The sequence below is a fragment of the Arthrobacter sp. AFG20 genome, assembly GCF_002892795.1.
Taxonomy (GTDB): domain Bacteria; phylum Actinomycetota; class Actinomycetes; order Actinomycetales; family Micrococcaceae; genus Arthrobacter.
Genome location: NZ_PJMC01000005.1, coordinates 137,669 through 156,299, shown reverse-complemented (window position 1 = coordinate 156,299; position 18,631 = coordinate 137,669). Strand labels below are relative to the sequence as shown.

Annotated in this window: 22 protein-coding genes, 1 other RNA gene and 1 riboswitch; of the genes, 8 read left to right on the top strand and 15 right to left on the bottom strand. The window is 65.8% G+C overall.

Annotated features, from left to right (window positions below; genetic code table 11):
- Positions 1–60 precede the first annotated feature (60 nt).
- The 6 genes from hisN (at position 61) to CXZ05_RS07710 (ending at position 5,060) form a co-directional block, all read left to right on the top strand.
- On the top strand, positions 61–873 hold the full coding sequence (gene hisN, locus CXZ05_RS07735; RefSeq protein ID WP_102972027.1) for a histidinol-phosphatase: 813 nt from the start codon (positions 61–63) through the stop codon (positions 871–873).
- Between the two features lie 181 nt (positions 874–1,054).
- A riboswitch (SAM riboswitch) is annotated at positions 1,055–1,168 on the top strand.
- A 34-nt stretch (positions 1,169–1,202) separates the two neighbouring features.
- Positions 1,203–2,609, top strand: coding sequence for an aminotransferase class V-fold PLP-dependent enzyme (locus tag CXZ05_RS07730; protein ID WP_102972026.1), 1,407 nt, complete (start codon positions 1,203–1,205; stop codon positions 2,607–2,609).
- Positions 2,610–2,711: 102 nt separating this feature from the next.
- Positions 2,712–3,491 carry a class I SAM-dependent methyltransferase gene (locus tag CXZ05_RS07725; RefSeq protein WP_102972025.1) on the top strand — a complete coding sequence of 260 codons (780 nt, stop codon included), beginning with the start codon at positions 2,712–2,714 and terminating at the stop codon, positions 3,489–3,491.
- 10 nt (positions 3,492–3,501) lie between these two features.
- Positions 3,502–4,215 carry a metal-dependent transcriptional regulator gene (locus tag CXZ05_RS07720; RefSeq protein ID WP_102972202.1) on the top strand — a complete coding sequence of 238 codons (714 nt, stop codon included), beginning with the start codon at positions 3,502–3,504 and terminating at the stop codon, positions 4,213–4,215.
- 6 nt (positions 4,216–4,221) lie between these two features.
- Positions 4,222–4,698, top strand: coding sequence for a CrcB family protein (locus CXZ05_RS07715; protein ID WP_102972024.1), 477 nt, complete (start codon positions 4,222–4,224; stop codon positions 4,696–4,698).
- Complete coding sequence (locus CXZ05_RS07710; protein WP_102972023.1) at positions 4,695–5,060, top strand: CrcB family protein; 366 nt, start codon at positions 4,695–4,697, stop codon at positions 5,058–5,060. Before CXZ05_RS07715 ends, CXZ05_RS07710 begins: the two co-directional genes overlap by 4 nt.
- Here the strand turns inward: CXZ05_RS07710 and CXZ05_RS07705 are convergent.
- Complete coding sequence (locus tag CXZ05_RS07705; RefSeq protein ID WP_102972022.1) at positions 5,047–6,435, bottom strand: MFS transporter; 1,389 nt, start codon at positions 6,433–6,435, stop codon at positions 5,047–5,049. The genes CXZ05_RS07710 and CXZ05_RS07705 overlap by 14 nt on opposite strands.
- A gap of 22 nt (positions 6,436–6,457) precedes the next feature.
- Between CXZ05_RS07705 and CXZ05_RS07700 the strand changes: the two genes are divergently transcribed.
- Together CXZ05_RS07700 and CXZ05_RS23375 are read left to right on the top strand one after the other, a co-directional pair.
- Positions 6,458–6,820 carry a hypothetical protein gene (locus CXZ05_RS07700; RefSeq protein WP_102972201.1) on the top strand — a complete coding sequence of 121 codons (363 nt, stop codon included), beginning with the start codon at positions 6,458–6,460 and terminating at the stop codon, positions 6,818–6,820.
- A 91-nt stretch (positions 6,821–6,911) separates the two neighbouring features.
- Positions 6,912–7,046: a hypothetical protein gene (locus CXZ05_RS23375; protein ID WP_258006495.1), complete on the top strand. Its 135-nt coding sequence runs from the start codon at positions 6,912–6,914 to the stop codon at positions 7,044–7,046.
- A 69-nt stretch (positions 7,047–7,115) separates the two neighbouring features.
- Here the strand turns inward: CXZ05_RS23375 and CXZ05_RS07695 are convergent, their stop codons facing one another.
- The 14 genes from CXZ05_RS07695 to CXZ05_RS07630 form a co-directional block, all read right to left on the bottom strand.
- Positions 7,116–8,099 carry a S1C family serine protease gene (locus CXZ05_RS07695; RefSeq protein ID WP_102972021.1) on the bottom strand — a complete coding sequence of 328 codons (984 nt, stop codon included), beginning with the start codon at positions 8,097–8,099 and terminating at the stop codon, positions 7,116–7,118.
- 171 nt (positions 8,100–8,270) lie between these two features.
- Positions 8,271–8,639, bottom strand: a transfer-messenger RNA (tmRNA) gene (ssrA, locus tag CXZ05_RS07690).
- Between the two features lie 122 nt (positions 8,640–8,761).
- Entirely contained in the window at positions 8,762–9,232 is a 471-nt protein-coding gene (smpB, locus tag CXZ05_RS07685; protein ID WP_003804881.1) for an SsrA-binding protein SmpB, read from the bottom strand.
- 115 nt (positions 9,233–9,347) lie between these two features.
- Positions 9,348–10,730, bottom strand: a complete 1,383-nt coding sequence (locus tag CXZ05_RS07680) for a M23 family metallopeptidase (protein ID WP_102972020.1) — start codon at positions 10,728–10,730, stop codon at positions 9,348–9,350.
- A 24-nt stretch (positions 10,731–10,754) separates the two neighbouring features.
- The gene (gene ftsX, locus CXZ05_RS07675; RefSeq protein ID WP_102972019.1) at positions 10,755–11,669 is read right to left on the bottom strand and encodes a permease-like cell division protein FtsX; all 915 of its coding nucleotides are present in this window, start codon (positions 11,667–11,669) and stop codon (positions 10,755–10,757) included.
- Positions 11,666–12,475 carry a cell division ATP-binding protein FtsE gene (gene ftsE, locus CXZ05_RS07670; protein WP_102972018.1) on the bottom strand — a complete coding sequence of 270 codons (810 nt, stop codon included), beginning with the start codon at positions 12,473–12,475 and terminating at the stop codon, positions 11,666–11,668. The genes ftsX and ftsE overlap by 4 nt, the downstream gene beginning before the upstream one ends.
- Before the next feature lie 175 nt (positions 12,476–12,650).
- A complete protein-coding gene (gene prfB / locus CXZ05_RS07665; RefSeq protein ID WP_102972017.1) occupies positions 12,651–13,766 on the bottom strand; it encodes a peptide chain release factor 2 in 1,116 nt (371 codons plus the stop codon).
- Positions 13,767–13,825: 59 nt separating this feature from the next.
- On the bottom strand, positions 13,826–14,239 hold the full coding sequence (locus CXZ05_RS07660; RefSeq protein WP_102972016.1) for a pilus assembly protein TadG-related protein: 414 nt from the start codon (positions 14,237–14,239) through the stop codon (positions 13,826–13,828).
- A 65-nt stretch (positions 14,240–14,304) separates the two neighbouring features.
- Positions 14,305–14,880, bottom strand: a complete 576-nt coding sequence (locus CXZ05_RS23370; protein WP_258006494.1) for a hypothetical protein — start codon at positions 14,878–14,880, stop codon at positions 14,305–14,307.
- Complete coding sequence (locus CXZ05_RS07650; protein WP_102972015.1) at positions 14,861–15,256, bottom strand: TadE family protein; 396 nt, start codon at positions 15,254–15,256, stop codon at positions 14,861–14,863. The genes CXZ05_RS23370 and CXZ05_RS07650 overlap by 20 nt, the downstream gene beginning before the upstream one ends.
- Before the next feature lie 3 nt (positions 15,257–15,259).
- Complete coding sequence (locus CXZ05_RS07645) at positions 15,260–15,508, bottom strand: hypothetical protein (RefSeq protein WP_258006493.1); 249 nt, start codon at positions 15,506–15,508, stop codon at positions 15,260–15,262.
- A gap of 67 nt (positions 15,509–15,575) precedes the next feature.
- Complete coding sequence (locus tag CXZ05_RS07640; protein WP_102972014.1) at positions 15,576–16,517, bottom strand: type II secretion system F family protein; 942 nt, start codon at positions 16,515–16,517, stop codon at positions 15,576–15,578.
- Positions 16,514–17,368: a type II secretion system F family protein gene (locus CXZ05_RS07635; protein ID WP_102972013.1), complete on the bottom strand. Its 855-nt coding sequence runs from the start codon at positions 17,366–17,368 to the stop codon at positions 16,514–16,516. The genes CXZ05_RS07640 and CXZ05_RS07635 overlap by 4 nt, the downstream gene beginning before the upstream one ends.
- Positions 17,368–18,591, bottom strand: coding sequence for a CpaF family protein (locus tag CXZ05_RS07630; RefSeq protein WP_102972012.1), 1,224 nt, complete (start codon positions 18,589–18,591; stop codon positions 17,368–17,370). The genes CXZ05_RS07635 and CXZ05_RS07630 overlap by 1 nt, the downstream gene beginning before the upstream one ends.
- Between the last annotated feature and the right edge of the window lie 40 nt (positions 18,592–18,631).

Below are 18,631 nucleotides of genomic sequence, written 5' to 3'. Positions count from 1 at the left end.
GCGGCGCAGCCCGGCGGCTGCCTCCCCGCCCCGCCGGGCCTTTGAGGGTAGTTTGGAACCATGACCCAACCCGCTTCAACGTACAACGATGACCTGCGTCTGGCCCATGTGCTGGCCGATTCCGTGGACGACCAGACCATGAGCCGGTTCAAAGCGCTGGACCTCAAGATCGAGACGAAGCCTGATCTGACGCCGGTCACCGATGCGGACAAGGCCGCCGAGGAGTCCATCCGCGGCCAGCTGTCCCGTTCCCGTCCCCGTGACGCCGTGCTCGGTGAGGAGTTCGGAAGTTCCGGCCACGGTTCCCGCCGCTGGATCATCGATCCGATCGACGGAACCAAGAACTTTGTCCGCGGAGTGCCGGTGTGGGCCACGCTGATCGCCCTCGTCGACGAAGGCGAACCCGTCGTCGGCGTGGTCAGCGCCCCTGCGCTGGGCAAGCGCTGGTGGGCGGCCAAGGGCGCCGGCGCCTACTCAGGCCGTTCCCTCGCGGCCGCCACGAGGCTCAAGGTATCCAACGTGTCCAGCCTCGCCGACGCCTCACTGTCCTACTCCAGCCTCGGCGGCTGGAAGGACCGCGGAAACCTCGATGAGTTCCTCCAGCTCACCGAGGAAGTTTGGCGCACCCGGGCCTTTGGCGATTTTTGGTCCTACTGCATGGTGGCCGAAGGGGCCGTGGACATCGCCTGCGAACCTGAACTGAACCTGTACGACATGGCGGCGCTGGTGCCGATCGTGACGGAGGCAGGCGGCCGTTTCACGTCCCTGGAAGGAACCGACGGCCCGTTCGGGGGCAATGCGCTGGCGACCAACTCGATCCTGCACTCGGAAGTCCTGAAGCGCCTGAATCCGCAGCTGGACGATTTGCTCTAGTTTTCGTTGCACCCCGCCCTGCGCCCTTTGCGCTGAATATTACGACGGCGGATGTCCCCTTCTACGGGCGTTCGCCGTCGTTTATTCGGCCTGGGGCCCCATATTAGGGCTGCGTAATAATCCGCTTAACATTCCGAACAGGCTTTTTCATCGCCCGTCCGGATGTCCTAGTCTCGTAACAGGTCACGAGTGCCAGCGCTAAACCCCGGTTAGCTGGCCGGCAACCCTCCATTCGCGGTGGGGTGCCCCGGGTGACGACCAGGCCGATCCGGAACGGACCCGGCAAGCGCGGATCCCCGTCACACGGGGTCCTTTCTCAGTGAGGTCCCATGACGACTGCCACCTTTTCTTCCACCACCGCCGCAGGCGTGCTGGACGGCCGATTTGCCGCCGCAGGCCGTCCCCTGGCTGCCGTGACCGGCGCGGAAATCCAGGCTCCGCTGATCCAGGGCGGCCACGTCCGCTACGCCAACCTCGATTACGGCGCCTCCGCGCCTGCGCTGTCGGTGGTTTCCGCGTACCTCAACGAGATCCTGCCGTACTACGCGAGCGTGCACCGCGGCGCCGGCTATGCCTCGCAGATCAGCACCTCCGTCTACGAGAACTCGCGGAGCATCGTGCGGGAGTTCGTGGGCGGCCGCGCCGATGACGCCGTCATCTTCACCAGGAACACCACCGACTCCCTCAATCTCCTGGCCGGCTGCCTGCCGGTGGAGGACCACCACCACACCGGTGAAGTGCTGTACCTGGACATCGAGCACCACGCCAACCTGCTGCCGTGGCAGGGAGTACCGCACCGCAGCGTGGTGGCATCGGAAACGCTGGAAGCCACCATTAGCAGCCTGCGCGCCGAACTTGAGCACGGCGATGTCAGCCTCCTTGCGGTGACCGGTGCCTCCAACGTCACCGGCGAAATCCTTCCGATCCGGCGCCTCGCTGCGCTGGCCCATGAATTCGGCGCCCGGATCGTGGTGGACGCCGCGCAGCTCGCGCCGCACCGCCGCGTCAACATCGCCGCGGACGACGTCGACTACCTCGCCTTCTCCGGCCACAAGCTCTACGCCCCCTTCGGGGCCGGCGTCCTGATCGGCCGCCCCGACTGGCTCGACGCCGGCACCCCGCACCTCGCCGGCGGCGGCGCCGTGAGCGAGGCCAGGCTCGACGGCGTCAGCTGGGCCACCGGCCCCGCCCGCCACGAGGGCGGCTCACCCAACGTGCTCGGCGCAGCCACCCTGGCAAGGGCAACCCAGGTCGTCGCTGCCCTTGATCCGCAGGGCTGGCACGCCCATGAGGCCGCCATCCGGTCCTTCCTCGTCGAGGGGCTGCACAGGATCGACGGCGTCACCGTCCACCAGATCTTTGCGGACAGCGACCCGGACGACGCCATTGGCGTGGTCAACTTCTCCGTGGAGGGTTACGACGCCGGCTTGGTGGCCGCATACCTGTCGGCCGAACACGGCGTGGGCCTGCGCGACGGCCGCTTCTGCGCGCACCCGCTGCTGAAGCGCCTCGGCCTGCCGTCCGGTTCCCTGCGCGCCAGCTTCGGGGTGGGATCACGGCTGGAGGACGCCCAGCGGCTGCTCGCCGGCATCGAGGAACTCCGCCGCTCCGGCCTCGGCTGGGACTACGTGGTGGATGCCGGGCGCTGGGTTCCGGCGAATGACACCCGCACCTACCCCGCGTGGGCGCCGAACACCCCTGGGACCGCCGGCGCCGCACCCTGCGCGCAGGACTAGCCGCCACCCCGGACTACGGCACCATCCCGGCCTCCCACGGCAGCGGTCCCCGTGCGGTAAATTCGAAAGGTAATTTTCGACGTCGGGCTAAGGAGACTGTGCGTGGCACGGGGCGGTCCCAAACTTCATCACGGGCGGCGGAAGGAGCTTGGGCAGAGCTTCCAGGACGGCGGCGAGCACTACCACCGCGTCCGTCCCGGCTACCCTGACGATTCCGCGGACTGGCTCATTCCGGCCGGGGCTCGCACTGCTGCCGACATCGGCGCCGGAACCGGCAAATTCACGGCATTGCTGGTGGAGCGCGGGCTGAGCGTCAGCGCGGTGGACCCTTCCGTGGACATGCTGGAGCAGCTCAGGCGCGCCTACCCCGGGGTTCAAGCTCTGGCAGGGACCGCGGAGGCGACCGGACTGCCCGAGGCGGCGTTCGACGTCGTCAGCGTTGCCCAGGCATGGCACTGGTGCGACCCGCTGCGGGCCAGCACCGAGATTTCCCGGATCCTCAAGCCGCACGGGGTGTTGGGCCTGATCTGGAACCAGCTGGACACATCAGTGCCCTGGGTGCACCGGCTGTCCCGCATCATGCACGCCGGGGACGTCCATAAACCCGACTTCCGCCCCAAAATTGGACCGGAATTCACGTCCCTCGAAAGCCACCTGACCCGGTGGGAGGATCCCGTCACCCCGGACGACATCCTCGAACTGGCCAAGTCCCGCAGCTATTACCTCGCGGCCAACGACGCCACCCGGGCCAAGGTGACCGGCAACCTGGCCTGGTACCTGCATGAGCACCTGGGGCATGCCGAGGGCGAACCGCTGCAGCTCCCCTACCTCACGCAGACCTGGCGGGCTGTCAGGGCGGAGGGCCGTGGTGGCAGCAGGTAGGCTTGAAGCTGTGAAGACCAGTACGCCCTCCTCCTCGATCGAGGACTACGTTAAGGTCATCTATTCCTTTACGGAATGGCAGGACAAGCCCATCACCTCCACCCAGCTTGCACAGCGCCTCGGCGTGGCCAATTCCTCGGTTTCCGAGATGGTGCGCAAGCTCAAGGACCAGGGTCTCGTCCTCCACAAGCCGTACAGCGCCATCACGCTGACGCCCCAGGGCGTCCGGCTTGCCCTCTCCATGGTCCGGCGGCACCGGCTCATTGAGACGTACCTGGTCAAGGACCTGGGATACAGCTGGGACGAAGTCCATGACGAGGCCGAACAGCTGGAACATGCGGTCTCGGACACGTTCGTTGAGAGGCTGGCAGCCCGGCTGGGCAACCCGTCACGGGACCCGCACGGCGATCCCATCCCCTCGGCTGACGGTACCGTGCGGATGCCGTCAGCCCACCGGATGATCGAGCTCGACGACGGCCACACCGGCAGGATCACCCGGATCAGCGACGAGAACCCGGAGCTGCTGCGCTACCTCGCCGCGGAGAAGATCAGCCTCGACGCCGACGTCGAGGTGCGCGGCCGCAAGCCCTTCGGCGGTGCGCTCGTCGTCCGCATCGGCTCCCCCGGTACCAGCCGCGACGTTGACCTCGCCGACGAAGTGGCCTCCGCTCTCTGGATCCACAGCGACTCCGCGCATCCCGGCTGCCGCATGGCCAACCTGTAGGCACAGGTGCGGGCTCCCCTGGCCGGTCGCACCGGCACCGCCTCCAGGACGGGCTCCGGCTACGGCTGGCGGGTCTGGACGGCCGTGGCCGCCGGCGGGCTGCTGGGCACCGAGCTCCGGTACGTGCTGGGACTGCTGTTCCCGGACCAGCCCGGAGACCTGCCGTGGGCCACGCTGGGCATCAACATCGTTGGCAGCTTCGTGCTGGCGGCCCTCACCACCATCTGGATCGCGCGGCCGCAGACCGCGTTCTGGCTTCGCGCGGCCATCGGGCCGGGCGTGCTGGGCTCTTTCACCACCTTCTCGGCCGTCGTATTTTCCACGGACCAACTGACCCGGGGAGGGCTCGCCGGCCTGGGTCTTCTCTATCTGGGACTGTCCGTCCTGCTGGGGCTGGCGGCGGCTGCCGCCGGCTGGCGGACCGGCAGGGTGCTTGGCGCCTTCCGTGCTTTCCGCGGCGCTCCTCGTGGCGGTGGACAGTGACGGCGCTCCTCGTTGGTCTCTTCGGCACCGCCGGGGCGCTTCTCCGGTTCGCCGTTGATGGCTGGCTGGCCGGGTTCCCGTCGACGCGGCGGCACTGGCCCTGGGCTACCCTGCTGGTCAATGTGGCTGGCTCCTTCGTCATCGGGCTGTCGGTGGGCGTCACCGCGGCATTCGGCCCCGAATGGCACGCTGCCATGGCCACCGGATTCGCCGGCGGCCTGACCACTTTCAGTTCCTGGACCACTGCGACGGTGCGCCTGGCCAGTGAACGGCGCTACCTCGCCGCCGCCGCCAACATCCTCGCCAACTTGTTGCTGGGGCTGGCTGCTGCCGCGGCGGGAATCGCGGTCAGCGGCGGCTAGCCCGCACCGGGTTCCGGATTCCGACGGCGGAGCAGGCCGCACCCAGCAACAGCAGCGCGGCGGTGGCCAGCAACGCGCGGTGAAGGCCCGGCGTCGTCAGTTCGGGACCGACGATGAAGCCCGCAAAGGCGATGCAGACCAGGCCGGCGATCCTCGAAACAGCATTGTTCACCGCGGAGCCCACGCCCGCCTGCTTCTCAGGGACTGATCCAAGGATGGCCGCCGTCAGGGGTGCCACCGTCATGGACAGGCCGAGGCCGAAGACCACCTGCCCGGGCAGGACCTGGGTCCAGTAGTTCAGGGAGCCGCCAACGGACAGCGTGAGCAGGAACCCGGCCGCGCACAGCACCGGGCCGGCGGCCATGAACCACCGCGGCCCGTATTTGCCGGCGAGTCCCCCGAAGAACGATGCCAACAGCATCAGGATCACCGTTGAGGGCAGCAGTGCCAAGCCGGCGGTGGTCGCCTTCATGCCGCCGACCTGCTGGATGTAGATACCCAGCGCAAAGAATCCGAGGGAAAATCCGCCGTAGATCGCGGCGGTGGCGATGTTGCCCCAGCCGAAGTTCCGGACCGTGAACATGCCCAGGGGCAGGAGCGGCGCGGCTGTCCTCGATTCGTGGATGAGGAAAAGCACCGTGGCCACGACGCCGGCGGCCAGCGGCATCCAGACCTGCGGGCTGCCCCACCCCGCGGTCCCCTGTTCGATCAGCGCATAAACCGGTCCGCCAAGAGCGATGACGGCCAGAAGCGCCCCTGCTATGTCGATGCTGCCGGCAGGGCCTGGGGCGGCGTCGGCCTTCCGTAGCCTGGCCAGTACGGGCCAGATGGCCGCCGCGGGCAGGATGTTGACGAAGAAGATGACCCGCCACGAGAGCAGGTCCACAGACACGCCGCCGATCAAGGGGGCCACGATGGCCGCGGCACTCGTCCACGCCGACCATTTGCCGATGGCCGCACCTTGCGCGCCACTGTCGAAGTGGCTGACGATCAGCGCGAGCGAGCTGGGCACCAGGAGTGCTCCGGCCACTCCCTGCAGCCCCCGGCTTATCACCAGCATTTCACCGGTCCAGGCTGCCCCGCAGAGGACCGAGGTGAGGGCAAACCCGCCCAGCCCCCACTGCAGCACACGCACCCGTCCGAAATGGTCCGAGAGCGAGCCGGCCGCCAGAATGAGCGCCCCGAGCGTCAGGAGGTAGGCGTCCACCACCCACTGCTGGATGCGGAGGCCGCCGCCAAGTTCCCTGCCGATGGCGGGCAGTGCCAGGCTGACAACGAAGCTGTCGAGGATCGCCATGAAGGACGCCACGATCGCGACCGCCAGCACGTGTCGCTGCAGGCGCGTGGGCGCGGTGGTCTGGCTGGCATCGCTCATGACTTACCGTATCGTGGACTGGATGATCAGCAGACGTGATGCGGCAATTGCCTTGGATGTACCACTGGAAATGGCCCAGCGCCACGGCATTCCCAAGCTTCTGACCGAAGCCCAGCTTGGCGAACTGCTGGACAATCCGCCTGCGTGGCTCGTCCAGTCCCGCGCCAATCGGACAGGGAAGCGGCCGGTGTGGGTGCACCTCGTCTGCGCGGTCTGCGGTTACGAGGAGGCGGCCCGGCCAAAGAAGTGGTGGCCGGAGTTCACGTACGTCGTGTGCGACCATCACCGCTCCTCCGAGGTTCCCCCGCCGACGGCCGGATTCGTACGGAGCGAGTTCGACGGCGTGGGCACCAGGTTTGTGGGAATCGCCGACGTCACGGGTTGACGGGCCATGTGGGCAGTTACATCTGAACCGAAACAGGCGTAATTTACGTAGGGAGGGGCACCCTCCTGCCCCTCGGACGAGGGAGCACGCCATGCCGGACAAGTCGCCGCACCAGCAACAGCAGAAAAAAGCGGGCAAGACCATCAAACAGAAACGCGCGGATAAGAAGGCCAAGGCCCCGCATGAGGGAGCAGCGGACCCCGTAGCGCATCTGAAGAAACGCTGATTGCCGGAAAACAAAGATTAGGGGTGGCCAGGGATTTCCTGGCCACCCCGTTGTGTCCGGTTCCTGTACCTATCCCCAGTCCGCCATCTCGCCGGGCACGGCTGTGATGTCGGTCAAGTGTCCGTCGCGCAGTACGGCTATGTTCATGGGGACGCCGATGGCCTCGACGAAGAGGAGTTTTTGCAGACTCTCGGCATTGCTGACGGCTCTGGAGCCCACCCGCAGCAGTACATCGCCGGTCCGGAGCCCTGCCTGCTCCGCCGGGGAACCCGAGAGCACCTCCACCACGCGCAGCCCCTCCCGCTGGCCGGTACGGACCACTTCGCTTGCGCCCAGCCGGATCGGGGTGCTGACCACGCCGAGATAGGCCCGCCGGACCCGGCCGTGCGACAGAAGCGCGGAAATGATCCGGCGCGAGGTGCTGTTGATGGGAACAGCCAGCCCCAGCCCGGCACCGGCCACCGCGGTGTTGATTCCGACGATCCGGCTTTGTGAGTCGGCCAGTGCCCCGCCGGAACTGCCGGCATTCAAGGCGGCATCGGTCTGGATGACATCCTCAATGACCCTGCGGTTGCGTCCGGCCCAGACAGGGATGGCGCGTCCCAGTCCGCTGACCACACCCGCCGTCACCGAACCCGAGAGCCCCAGCGGGTTCCCGACGGCAATCACCAACTGCCCCACCTGCAGTGACTCTGCGTCCCCGAACTCCGCAGGAGCGACGTGCGGGGCGCGGCCCCGGACCACTGCAAGATCGGACAAGGGATCCGCGCCCACCACGTCAAGATCAGTGCCGGAGCCGTCGGCGAAGACGGCGCGGCCCTTCTGCGTGCCGGCCACCACGTGGGCGTTGGTCAGCAGGTAGCCGTCCTCGGTGAACAGGACCGCGGATCCGGCGCCGACCCGGAACCGGCCGTTGCGCCGGTTCCCCGTCATCTCAATGGCGGCCACATGGGGCGTGACGGTCCTGGCCACCCTGATGACCGTCTCGGAATAGGAGTCGAGGGCCGCGCCGTCGTCGACGGGACCCGGTTCGTTTGCAGCCGCCGTGGACATGGGGAGCCTCCCTACTGCTGGTTTCGAATCGCTGGATTCGTGATACCTGTCACAACGGCGGGGGCATGGCAGGTAGTCCCTGGCGGGCTACGCCGTCGGTGAACAGAAGGCCTGATTAAACAAGGAATGCCCGGACCGAAGTCCGGGCATTCCCCGTCAGGTAACGGGAATTAGTGGAGATGGGGGGAATTGAACCCCCGTCCGATGTCGTGTTGTCAGGGCTTCTCCGGGCGCAGTTTGCGTCGGAATTTCTCGGCCCCAGCCGTCCTGCAAACAGGCGGCTGATCCGGGCCCAGTCATCTAAAAGTCCCGTTTACTCCGATGACGGGAGCAAACAGCAGTGGCTATCTAAATGACGCCAGGATCCGGGGCGATAGCAACCTCGGGCTGACGGACTGTCTTACTGCTTAGGCAGCAAGAGCGAAGTCAGTGCGCTTAGATTCGGCACTTATTGGTTTGCAGACAGCGTTTACGAGATAATTCTGCATCCTCGGCCCGCTTCACCTGTCGCGACTAACATCGTCGAAACCGATCATCCCCGTATTTTGTTACCAAACCGGCTGGGCGCAGGTTCTGGACCAGATCCCTGCCGGACTACCAATCATAACGCATCGGGGCAGCCATTCATTCCAGCCAATGCACCGCGCGTCGGCCTGGCAGTCCTAGCGCCGGTTGCGTTCCCGCATGACGCGGAGGGCCTCGCGCTTGTCCTGCTGTTCGCGCAAGGTCTGGCGCTTGTCGTAATCCTTCTTACCCCGGGCGATGCCGATCTCCACCTTGGCGCGGCCGTCCACGAAGTACAGCTGCAGCGGCACAATGGTGAAGCCGGATTCGCGGATCTTGTGCGAGATCTTGATGAGCTCCTCACGGTGCAGCAGGAGTTTCCGCCGCCGGCGCGCCGCATGGTTGGTCCAGCTGCCCTGGTTGTATTCAGGGATGTGGATGCCCTCCATCCAGAGTTCATCGTTATAGAAGGTGCAGAACCCGTCGACCATGGAGGCGTGGCCTTCGCGGAGGGACTTCACCTCCGTCCCCATGAGAGCGATGCCTGCCTCATAGGTGTCCATGACGTGGTAGTCGTGCCGGGCCTTCCGGTTGGTGGCCACGACTTTTCGGCCACTTTCTTTGGGCACGGTTCAACTCCTCAGTTCTCGGTATGGGCTGTCCCGGCGGCACCGGAACAAAGTTTTACTATTCTACGGCAGGTGCACCGGCGGGCCCGCGCCGACAGGCACCTGCTGCCCCCTGTCACAGCAGGCGCATCGGGTCAACAGCTTCACCGTTCAGCCAGGTCTCAAAGTGCGAGTGGCAGCCGGTGGAGTTTCCGGTGGTGCCCGAGTAGGCGATGAGCTGGCCCTGGCTGACCTGCTGTCCGGCCGAGACCACCACACTGGTGTTGTGGTAGTAGATCGTGGTCAGTGAGTTGCCCTGGACCACACCGTGCGAGATTTTGACGTTGTTCCCGCCGCCGTCGTCCGCCCAGCCGGCTGAGAAAACTTCGCCGGCTGCCGCCGCGTACACCGGCGTGCCGCAAGCGGCACCGAAGTCAATGCCCGTGTGCATGTAGCCGCCGGCACCGTAGAAATCGATGGTGCCGGGCGGCGTCGCCCGCCACCCAAAACCGGAGGTGATGGGTACGCTGCCGGGGAACGGGTGGCGGAGGCCAAAGGCCGACGGCGGGCCGGTCACCGGGACGAAGGGCTTCGGTTCCTCACCCTTCGCCTTAGCCGCGGCCGCGGCGGCAGCGGCAATCCGCCGCTGCTCAGCCAGCCACGCCTCCCGCAGCCTGCGGTCACGCTCGACGATTTCGGCCGCGACTGCGTCCTGGCGAGCCTTAACGGCTGCCAGTTTCTTCTGGATTCCCGGCTTGGCGGCCTCGAGCTCATTGTTGAGGCGGGTGGTGTCGGCGATGAGCTTGTCCACCTTGGCCTTCTTGGCGGCGGCCTCATCGCGGGCGGCCTTCTCTTTGGCAAGCGCCGCATCGGCTTTGGCCTTGAGGTCCTTGATCTCGGCTTCGACTGCCTGCAGGCGTGCCTGCGAATTGACGTTGGTGGCGTTCTGCTGCGTGAGCTTGTCCATTGCGGAGTTCTGGCTGCGCAATGCCTGGTCGGCCATGTCCATCGTGTCAGTGAGGCTGCCCGTGTTGTTGGAACCGAAGAACAGGGTCAGATCTGACGGCACGCCGCCGGACTTGTACGCCTGCGTCGCGATCTGGCCGATCAGCTTCTTCGTGCTGGCGATCTTCTGCTTGTCTGCATCCAGCTGCTGGGTGATTTTAGCCTTGTTCTGCTGGGCCAGATCCACCCTGGCAGCGAGGGCCTCCACTTCCTTGACGGCACTCGCCACCCGGCCCTGGGCCTCGAGCAGCGCCTGCTGCGCGGCCGGAAGCTGGCCGCGGTAGATCACCAGGTCGCCGACAGCTTTGGAAATTTTTGCGTCGACGAATTCGAGCGACTGCTGGACCCGGGCGGCTTCGGCTTTGAGGGCGGCCTGCTGGTCTTCAAGGTCGTCTGCGAAGGCGGGAGCCGACGCCCCCAAGCCCGCGGCCAGCACCAGTGCCACGGCGGCACTAAGAACCCTGCGCTGGCGCCCCCCCGGGCTTCTTCGCACGGGCCTGCCGGAACTGGTCATGGGCATTCCTTCGATGAGCATGGCCTACACCCTCAAGTATCGGCGCAGCGTGAGCAGAGATGAAGTACCCGCCAGAACAACACCCAGCCCGACAAGCGCCGGGGCCAGGAGCAGGGTCTGCGCCGGGGAGATGAATGCGGTGTCCGGATACTGCTTGGACAGGTATTCGCCCAGGAAGAAGTGGGCCACAGCCCACAGCGTTCCCGATGCCAGGGCTGCTCCGATCACCGCAGCGATCACCCCCTCAAGGATGAAGGGCAACTGGATCACTGTCTTCGAGGCACCCACGAGCCGCATGATGCCCGTCTCCCGCCGCCGGCTGAACGCCGAAAGCCGGATTGTGGTGGCGATGAGCAGGATGGCGCACACCGTCATAACACCGGCGATAATGACTGCCACGAGGGACGCCGCGTTCATCACGGAGAAGAGCCGCTCCAGGACCTGCCGCTGGTCGATGACAGTTTCAACGCCCGGCTGTGAGGAGAACGTCTCGCTGATGATCTGGTACTTCTCCGGGTCCTTCATGTTGATCCGGAACGAGGCCGGAAGCTGGTCCGGCGTGACCGAATCCACGATCGGAGAGTTCGAGAACTGCTCCTTGAAGTGCTTGTAGGCATCGTCCTTGGATTCGAACTGGAAATCGTTGACGTACTGGGCCACCGCAGGCGATTCCAGCAGGGTCCGCACGTTGTCCTGCTGTTCGGCCGTCACCGGTCCCGAGGCGCAGCCGGCCGCCGTCGATCCTTCGCCGCACAGGAAGATGGCCACCTGGACCTTGTCGTACCAGTAGCCCTTCATCTGGTTGATCTGGAGCTGGAGCATACCGGCGGCGCCCACGAAGGTCAGGGACACGAAAGTCACCAGGATGACGGAGACGACCATCGACAGGTTGCGGCGCAGGCCGCCGCCGATCTCGCCGAGGATGAACTGGAGCCTCACAGCCGACCCTCCCCTGCCTGCTCGCGCGCTGCCTGTTCGCCGGCCGACTGGCCGGCGGAGTCCGCGGCCTCATCGCGTCCGCTGGCGTCCTTCAGCCTTCGGGACCGGCCGACCACAGGCATCATCGACGTGTAGAGGGCCCGGGCTTCATCACGGATGACTTTGCCGTTCTTGAGCTCCACAACACGCTTGCGCATCTCATTCACGATGTCGTCGTCGTGCGTGGCCATGACGACGGTGGTGCCGTTCTGGTTGATCTTGTCCAGGACACCCATGATGCCCATGGACGTGGTGGGGTCCAGGTTGCCGGTGGGCTCGTCGGCCAGCAGGATGCCGGGACGGTTGACTACGGCGCGGGCAATGGCCACACGCTGCTGCTCACCGCCGGAGAGCTCGTGCGGCATGCGCTTCTCTTTGCCCTCGAGGCCTACGGTCTTGAGCACCTCGGGGACGGTGTCGCGGATGACGCTGCGGCTCTTGCCGATGACCTGCATGGCGAAGGCGACGTTGGCGAAGACGTTCTTCTGCGGCAGCAGGCGGAAGTCCTGGAATACCACGCCGATTCCGCGGCGCAGGCGGGGCACCCGCCAGCTTGAGATGTTGGCGACGTTCTGGCCGGCGACGTGGACCGTGCCGGAGGTGGCGCGGTCTTCCTTGAGGACCAGGCGCAGGAACGTGGACTTGCCGGATCCCGACGCGCCGACGAGGAAGGCGAATTCACCACGGTCAATTTCAAGGCTGACAGAATCCAGGGCGGGCCTGGCTTTCTGGTCGTAGACCTTGGTGACATTTTCGAAACGGATCATGACCCTAAAACCCTGCAGGACACGGCTTTATGGGCATGGTCTGCAACCGGCGCGGGGGCTTTCTCTAGGGGGAAGAAGAGCTCCGGCCTCTCGACTATACGCACGGGCCCCCGGGCTCAGGCGGGAGTCAGGGGGGCGTGTCGCGGGATTGGGTTCCTTGCCCGGGCGGATGCGTCTAGCGTTCGGCGTTGCGGTTGTCAGTGCGCCAGCGGATGCCAGCTTCGATGAAGTCGTCAATGGCGCCGTCCAGCACGGCGGAGGTGTTTCCCACTTCGTGCTCAGTCCGGAGGTCCTTGACCATCTGGTACGGGTTCAGGACGTAGGAGCGCATCTGGTCGCCCCAGGATGCCTTGACGTCGCCCGCGAATGCCTTCTTCTCCGCGTCCTCCTGCTCCTTCTTGAGCAGCAGGAGCCTCGACTGGAGCACCCTCATCGCGGCGGCGCGGTTCTGCAGCTGCGACTTCTCATTCTGCATGGACACGACGGTCCCGGTCGGGATGTGGGTCAGGCGGACCGCTGAGTCAGTGGTGTTAACCGACTGGCCGCCGGGGCCGGAGGAGCGGAAGACGTCCACGCGGATTTCGTTGTCCGGGATGTCAATGGAGTCTGTCTGTTCGATGAGGGGAATGACCTCCACGGCAGCGAAGGAGGTCTGCCGGCGCCCCTGGTTGTCGAACGGGCTGATCCTGACCAGCCGGTGTGTTCCCGCCTCGACGCTCAGCGTGCCGAACGCGTATGGCGCATTGACCTCGAAGGTGGCGGACTTGAGGCCCGCCTCCTCCGCGTAGGAGGTGTCCATTACGGTGGTGGGGTAGCCATGGCGCTCTGCCCACCGGAGATACATGCGCAGCAGCATCTCGGCGAAGTCCGCGGCATCGACGCCGCCGGCACCGGAGCGGATAGTGACCACTGCCTCGCGCTCGTCGTACTCGCCGGAGAGCAGGGTGACGACCTCGAGGTCCTTCAGCGACTTGCGGATGGACGCAAGCTCCGCCTCAGCCTCCCCCATGGAGTCGGCGTCGTCCTCGTCCTGGCCGAGTTCCACCAGCACCTCAAGGTCGTCGATCCGGGAAACCAGAGTGTTCAGCCGCTCCAGCTCGGATTGGCGGTGCGACAGCCGCGAGGTAATAACCTGGGCGGCCGCTGGGTCATCCCACAGGTCCGGCTCGCCGGCCCGCTCGCTCAGTTCTGCGATCTCTTCCTTGAGCGCCTCAACATCGGTGACCTTTTCGATGGAGGTATAGGTGCCGCGCAGCGCGCGGATTTCTGCAGCAAAATCAATTTGAGCCATGGTTGTTTAAGCGTACGCTATCCGCCCTGACCGGCCTGACGGTGGGACCGGCGGCCTGGCTACCGGGTCAGCCGCGAGCGTGCGGTGGACGTGGCGGCAATGGTTATGCCATCCGGGATGAGGAAATTGACCACCGGCGGGTGCACGGTGGCGCTGAGGACCACGACGGAGGTGGAACCGTCCGGCGTCCCTGTTCCGGCTGCGACGGCCAGTCCGTCGACGCGCCCGAAGGCGCCGCTGCGGCTGAGATAATCGGCGGCAACGTTCCGGACTCTGTCACCGTTCAGCAGTGCGGACGGAGTGCCGCCGGCCGTTTCCACCTGGCCAAGTGTGTAGGAGTCGGCGGCGGCCACGGAGGCCCCGTCCGCCAGCGACAGGAGTTTCTTGTGCTCGATGTAAAGGCTGGACGCCGCCATGACCACGGTGCTGACCAGCAGGGCCAGCATGACGAACCCGATGATGAGGACTGTCATTTGCCCGTCCTCATCGCGGCCGGTTCGCGCTGGACCGGCGGAGGTGCGGCTGGCTGCAGGAGGCGTCAACGGAACCTGCCCACAACCTGGGTGGCCGAAGCGCTGAGCTGGCCGGCGTTGAGACGCATTGCCTCCCCGAAGGGGGCGAAAGGCAGCGGCACGGTGAGCCGGACGGTGACGGTGACCGCCGAGCCCGCCGTGGTGCAGTCGCCGCCGGAGTCACAGTGGATCTCGACGCTGGCGTTCCCGGCGGGATGTCCGTAGTCGGCAAGGGCCACCATTGTGGCCTGCTCTGCGGCTGCCCGGCCCGACGGTGCATCGGGCTGGGCCACGAAGACCTTGGCCGCCTGGTCCGCTGCGCCCACTACGGCGAACGAGCCGCCCTGAAGCTGGCCAACAGTGATGATGAAGTACACCACGGGAACCATGAGGAGTAGTCCGAGGAACGTGAACTCCACGACCGCACTCCCCCGTTGCCCGACGTCGTCCCCTGCGCGCCGGGCATCCTGGGTGCCCTGGCCGCCGAGGCTGCCGCGGGGGCCAGGAGTACCGCCAGGGCTGAGGCACAGAGCCTCCCGGAGTCTGTCCCCAACCTGCTTGGTGAAGTGGCGCCGCCTGCGGTCAGCCGGTGATCGCGGCATGGCCGGTGACCTCCAGCCCTCCGCGCGGACCGATTAGACCGATGACCGGCAGTGGCGCCCTAACGGTCACCTCCAGTGTCCGCAGCCCTTGGAAGACGACTTCACGCGTTTCAATGTCGCGGGCAAAGTCGGCATTGAGCGCTGTGCCGATGAGCTCGCCGGTACGGTGCCGGGCGTCGTCCGCGCTCCGGTCCGCCAAGGTTCCGTGCCGGGCGCCGGACGCCGCAGCGTCGATGAGTGTGTTCCGGACGTGCAGGATGAGCGCGAGCTGAATGAGGGAGACAAAAAACATCGTCAGCAGGGCGCCCACAAGCACAAAGTCGACAACGGCAGCACCGCGCTCACGTCCGGAAATGGCCGCACCGGTTTCGTTCACGGGCTACTTTCCGACCGTGTCCATCGCCTGGTTGAACATGGCTTCCAGGGCCGGGCCGGCCACGGCCAGCAGCGCGGCAACAAGGACCGCGGACATCAGGGTGATCATGACCCAGCCGGGCACGTCCCCGCGTTCAGGATGGTCCGCGAAGGTCGCTGTTTTCCGGGGGTGCGGGGCCGCAGCCAAGGAGTGGCCGATCAGCGCCGCCACTCCGGCGACAAGTGCAAGTCCGTGCCTGGCCATGAATGTCATGTGCTTTCCTTTTCTCGGAGTTGTTTGTTGGATGTGGCCACTTCCGGCGGTTGCCGGAGCAGCGGCGTCAAAAGTTCAGGCTGAGTGCCGCTATTCCGGGGAACACGGCAAACACCACCGTGAGGGGCAGCACACCGAAGACAAGCGGCACCATCATCGCGATCTCCTTCTTGCCGGCGGACTCCATCAGCTCACGCTTGGCCGTGTCGCGGACGTCCTGGGCCTGCGCCCTAAGGACTTCGGCCAGTGGCGTCCCGCGTTCCACAGCCACCATGATGCCGTCAACAAAGCGTATGAGCGGCCCCAAGTCTGTGCGTGCAGAAAACTCCTGAAGAGCTTCTACCAGGGGCTTGCCCGCACGGGTTTCGGCCAAGACCCTGCTGAATTCCTTGGAGAGCTCGCCCCGGGCGGTTCTGCAGACGCGGTCGAGGGCTCCGGTGGCGCTCTCCCCGGCGCCCACCGCCAGCGCAATCATTTCCGCCAGGCTGGGAAATTCTGCCAGCATCCGCTCCTCCCGCCGTTTGATCTGCACCCCGAGCCAGTAATCCCTGAAGAGGAATCCGCCGATCGCGCTGCCGACGGAGACCGCCACGGCCAGGACAGGGCTGAACCTCCCGGAGAGCGCTGCCAGCACTATCACGCTCACGGCTGCAATGAATGTGCAGAGCCCCCAGAAGAGCTGCTGGGCCCGGAAGTCCAGGGGCGACTTGTCGATGCGTGCCTGCGCAAGCCTGCGGCTGAGAGCTGCGGAGCCAAGGTTGAACCTGGCCAGTTTGGCTGTGGCTTCCCTGATCAGCGGGCGGAGTATGCGTTCGAGGGGACCAAAAGGAGTGAGGACATGTTCCTCCGCCCGCAGGAGCCTTGATTCGAGGTTTTGGGATCTGAGCTGTGGTTCGATCCGTTCCACGAAACTGATGGACCGCATGAATGGGAGCCTGACAAGGAGGAGCCACAGACCGGCACCCAGGAATGCGCCGCAAACGATCGCAGCCGCCGGAACGGAGGTCATCGCAGCACCCTCTCTTCCTCTGGGAGGGCTCCTATCTTCAGCATGACCGAATAGCACACCAGCGAGACAACCAGGCCTCCCAACAGCACGGCTGCCCCGACGGGGGTGTTGTATGCAGCCACAGCCTCCGGACGGCTGACCAGCAGAAGCATGACGATCCACGGCGCCGCGACGGCCAGTCGGGCAGCGTTGACTGTCCACGACTGCCGCGCTTCAAGTTCGCTCCGGGTCCGTGCACTTTCGCGCAGGAACTCGGCGAGGGTCCCGAGCAGCTTGCCGAGATCGGAGCCGCCCACCTCCCGGGTTAGCCGAAGTGCCTCGATGATGCGGTCAGCTACGGGGTCCGCCAGCCGTTCCTTGAGCCTGTTCAGCGATGCGTCGAACTGGCCGCCCGAGCGGTAGTCCGAGCCGAAGTCGCGAAACACTTGCCGGAGCTCCTCCGGCCCCTTTTCGCCCAGCTGTATCAGTGCTTCGGGCAGGGATAACCCGGCCCGGATGGCCGACCGCAGATGGTCCACGACGTCGGGCCACACCCTCCGCAGGACGGAGCTTCGTCTTTTGACCCGCCATTTCACCACCGCCACCGGGAGCCAGGCGCCGAACAGGCCAAAGCAAACGGAGATGGGCCAGGACCTGCTCACGGCGAAGAAGGCCAGCGTCGCGAAGGCGCCAAGTCCCAGGCAGCTGCCGATGAGACCGGCGCCGGTGACCTTTTCAATGCCGGCAGACAACAGCAAGTCATGGAGACGGCTTGTCCGCGGTTCTCGCTTGGGACGCGCGGGCTCGTCCCAAGCCGACCACCAGATGAGGAACAGTCCGGCTCCTATCAGAACCCCCAGCAGCGCAGCCATCAGCGCGGGTCCAGGAGTGCCGCGACCTCATAACCGGCTCTGGCGAATTTCTCCTCCGCCGGCATTGTGTTGGCCGTCGGTTCCAGCAGGCCGCCGGTCGTCGAGAAAATCATTGAGGACTCGATAATTCCGTTCTCGACCCGCCTGCCCAGGGAGAGAATTTCGGTCACCTGCCTCCGCCCGTTGGCAAGGCGGCTGCAGTGAACCACCAGATCGATGCACGAGGCCACAGTCGGAACCACAAACGCGCTGGAAATGTTGTCCCCGGCGAGCAGCGGCAAAGTGCACATCTTGGTCACGGCGTCGTGGGCTGAATTGGCATGGACGGTGCACATCCCCGGAAGCCCGCTGTTGAGGGCGATCAGCATGTCGAGGCTCTCTGCTTCGCGGACCTCGCCCACCACCAGGCGGTCGGGCCGCATCCGGAGGGCTTCCTTGACCAGCCTGCGGAGCGGTATCTCGCCTTCGCCTTCGAGGTTCGGCTGCCGGCATTGGAGCCCGACCACATCGCGCAGCGGAAACTGCAGTTCGAAGATCTCCTCGACCGTAATGACGCGCTCGCGGCTGCCTATGCTGGCTGCTAGGCAGTTCAGCAGCGTGGTCTTCCCCGCCTGCGTCGCGCCTGACACCAGTATGTTGAGTCCGCTCGCGACAGCGGCGCCAAGGAAGCGCCCGGACTGAGGGGTCAGTGTGCCCAGTTCCACGAGATGATCCAGCCGGCTCGCCTTCACGACGAACTTACGGATGTTGACCGCCCAGTGGCGTCTGGTGACGTCCGGGATGACCACGTGCAGGCGGGATCCGTCAGGCAGAGCTGCGTCCACGAAGGGTGATGAGATGTCCAGCCGCCGGCCCGAGCTCTTCAGCATCCGCTCAACGAGGTCCCGGACCTGCTGGTCCGTCAGGGTCAGGGATGTGAGTTCAGATTCGCCGTTCCGGGCGATGTAGATTTCAGTGGGCGCGTTGATCCAGATTTCCTCGATGCCCGGATCATCCAGAAACGGTTGGAGGGCACCGAACCCGGCCACCGCATCAAAGACAAACCGGCGTGCTGACTCCAGGGGCCCCAACGGCGGGAGCGGCCCCATGAGGGCGCGCTCGTCATAGTCAGTCACGGCCGCTTCCACGAGCCGCCTGACCTCGGCCGTCTGGTGCAACGGATCGAGACCCCGCCGACGAATCAGCTCCCGGACTTCATCCTCGACAATGCGTACTGCATCCATGAATTCCCCCGAACGACTGCCGCCCCCAGCGGAGGCAGTA

Excerpts from the sequence above, each read along its gene's own strand:
- hisN (WP_102972027.1), top strand. The coding sequence starts at position 61 with ATGACCCAACCCGCTTCAACGTACAACGATGACCTGCGTCTGGCCCAT.
- CXZ05_RS07730 (WP_102972026.1), top strand. The coding sequence starts at position 1,203 with ATGACGACTGCCACCTTTTCTTCCACCACCGCCGCAGGCGTGCTGGAC.
- CXZ05_RS07705 (WP_102972022.1), bottom strand. The coding sequence starts at position 6,435 with ATGAGCGATGCCAGCCAGACCACCGCGCCCACGCGCCTGCAGCGACAC.
- CXZ05_RS07700 (WP_102972201.1), top strand. The coding sequence starts at position 6,458 with ATGATCAGCAGACGTGATGCGGCAATTGCCTTGGATGTACCACTGGAA.
- CXZ05_RS23375 (WP_258006495.1), top strand. The coding sequence starts at position 6,912 with ATGCCGGACAAGTCGCCGCACCAGCAACAGCAGAAAAAAGCGGGCAAG.
- CXZ05_RS07695 (WP_102972021.1), bottom strand. The coding sequence starts at position 8,099 with ATGTCCACGGCGGCTGCAAACGAACCGGGTCCCGTCGACGACGGCGCG.
- CXZ05_RS07680 (WP_102972020.1), bottom strand. The coding sequence starts at position 10,730 with ATGACCAGTTCCGGCAGGCCCGTGCGAAGAAGCCCGGGGGGGCGCCAG.
- ftsE (WP_102972018.1), bottom strand. The coding sequence starts at position 12,475 with ATGATCCGTTTCGAAAATGTCACCAAGGTCTACGACCAGAAAGCCAGG.
- prfB (WP_102972017.1), bottom strand. The coding sequence starts at position 13,766 with ATGGCTCAAATTGATTTTGCTGCAGAAATCCGCGCGCTGCGCGGCACC.
- CXZ05_RS07660 (WP_102972016.1), bottom strand. The coding sequence starts at position 14,239 with ATGACAGTCCTCATCATCGGGTTCGTCATGCTGGCCCTGCTGGTCAGC.
- CXZ05_RS23370 (WP_258006494.1), bottom strand. The coding sequence starts at position 14,880 with ATGCCGCGATCACCGGCTGACCGCAGGCGGCGCCACTTCACCAAGCAG.
- CXZ05_RS07645 (WP_258006493.1), bottom strand. The coding sequence starts at position 15,508 with ATGACATTCATGGCCAGGCACGGACTTGCACTTGTCGCCGGAGTGGCG.
- CXZ05_RS07640 (WP_102972014.1), bottom strand. The coding sequence starts at position 16,517 with ATGACCTCCGTTCCGGCGGCTGCGATCGTTTGCGGCGCATTCCTGGGT.
- CXZ05_RS07635 (WP_102972013.1), bottom strand. The coding sequence starts at position 17,368 with ATGGCTGCGCTGCTGGGGGTTCTGATAGGAGCCGGACTGTTCCTCATC.
- CXZ05_RS07630 (WP_102972012.1), bottom strand. The coding sequence starts at position 18,591 with ATGGATGCAGTACGCATTGTCGAGGATGAAGTCCGGGAGCTGATTCGT.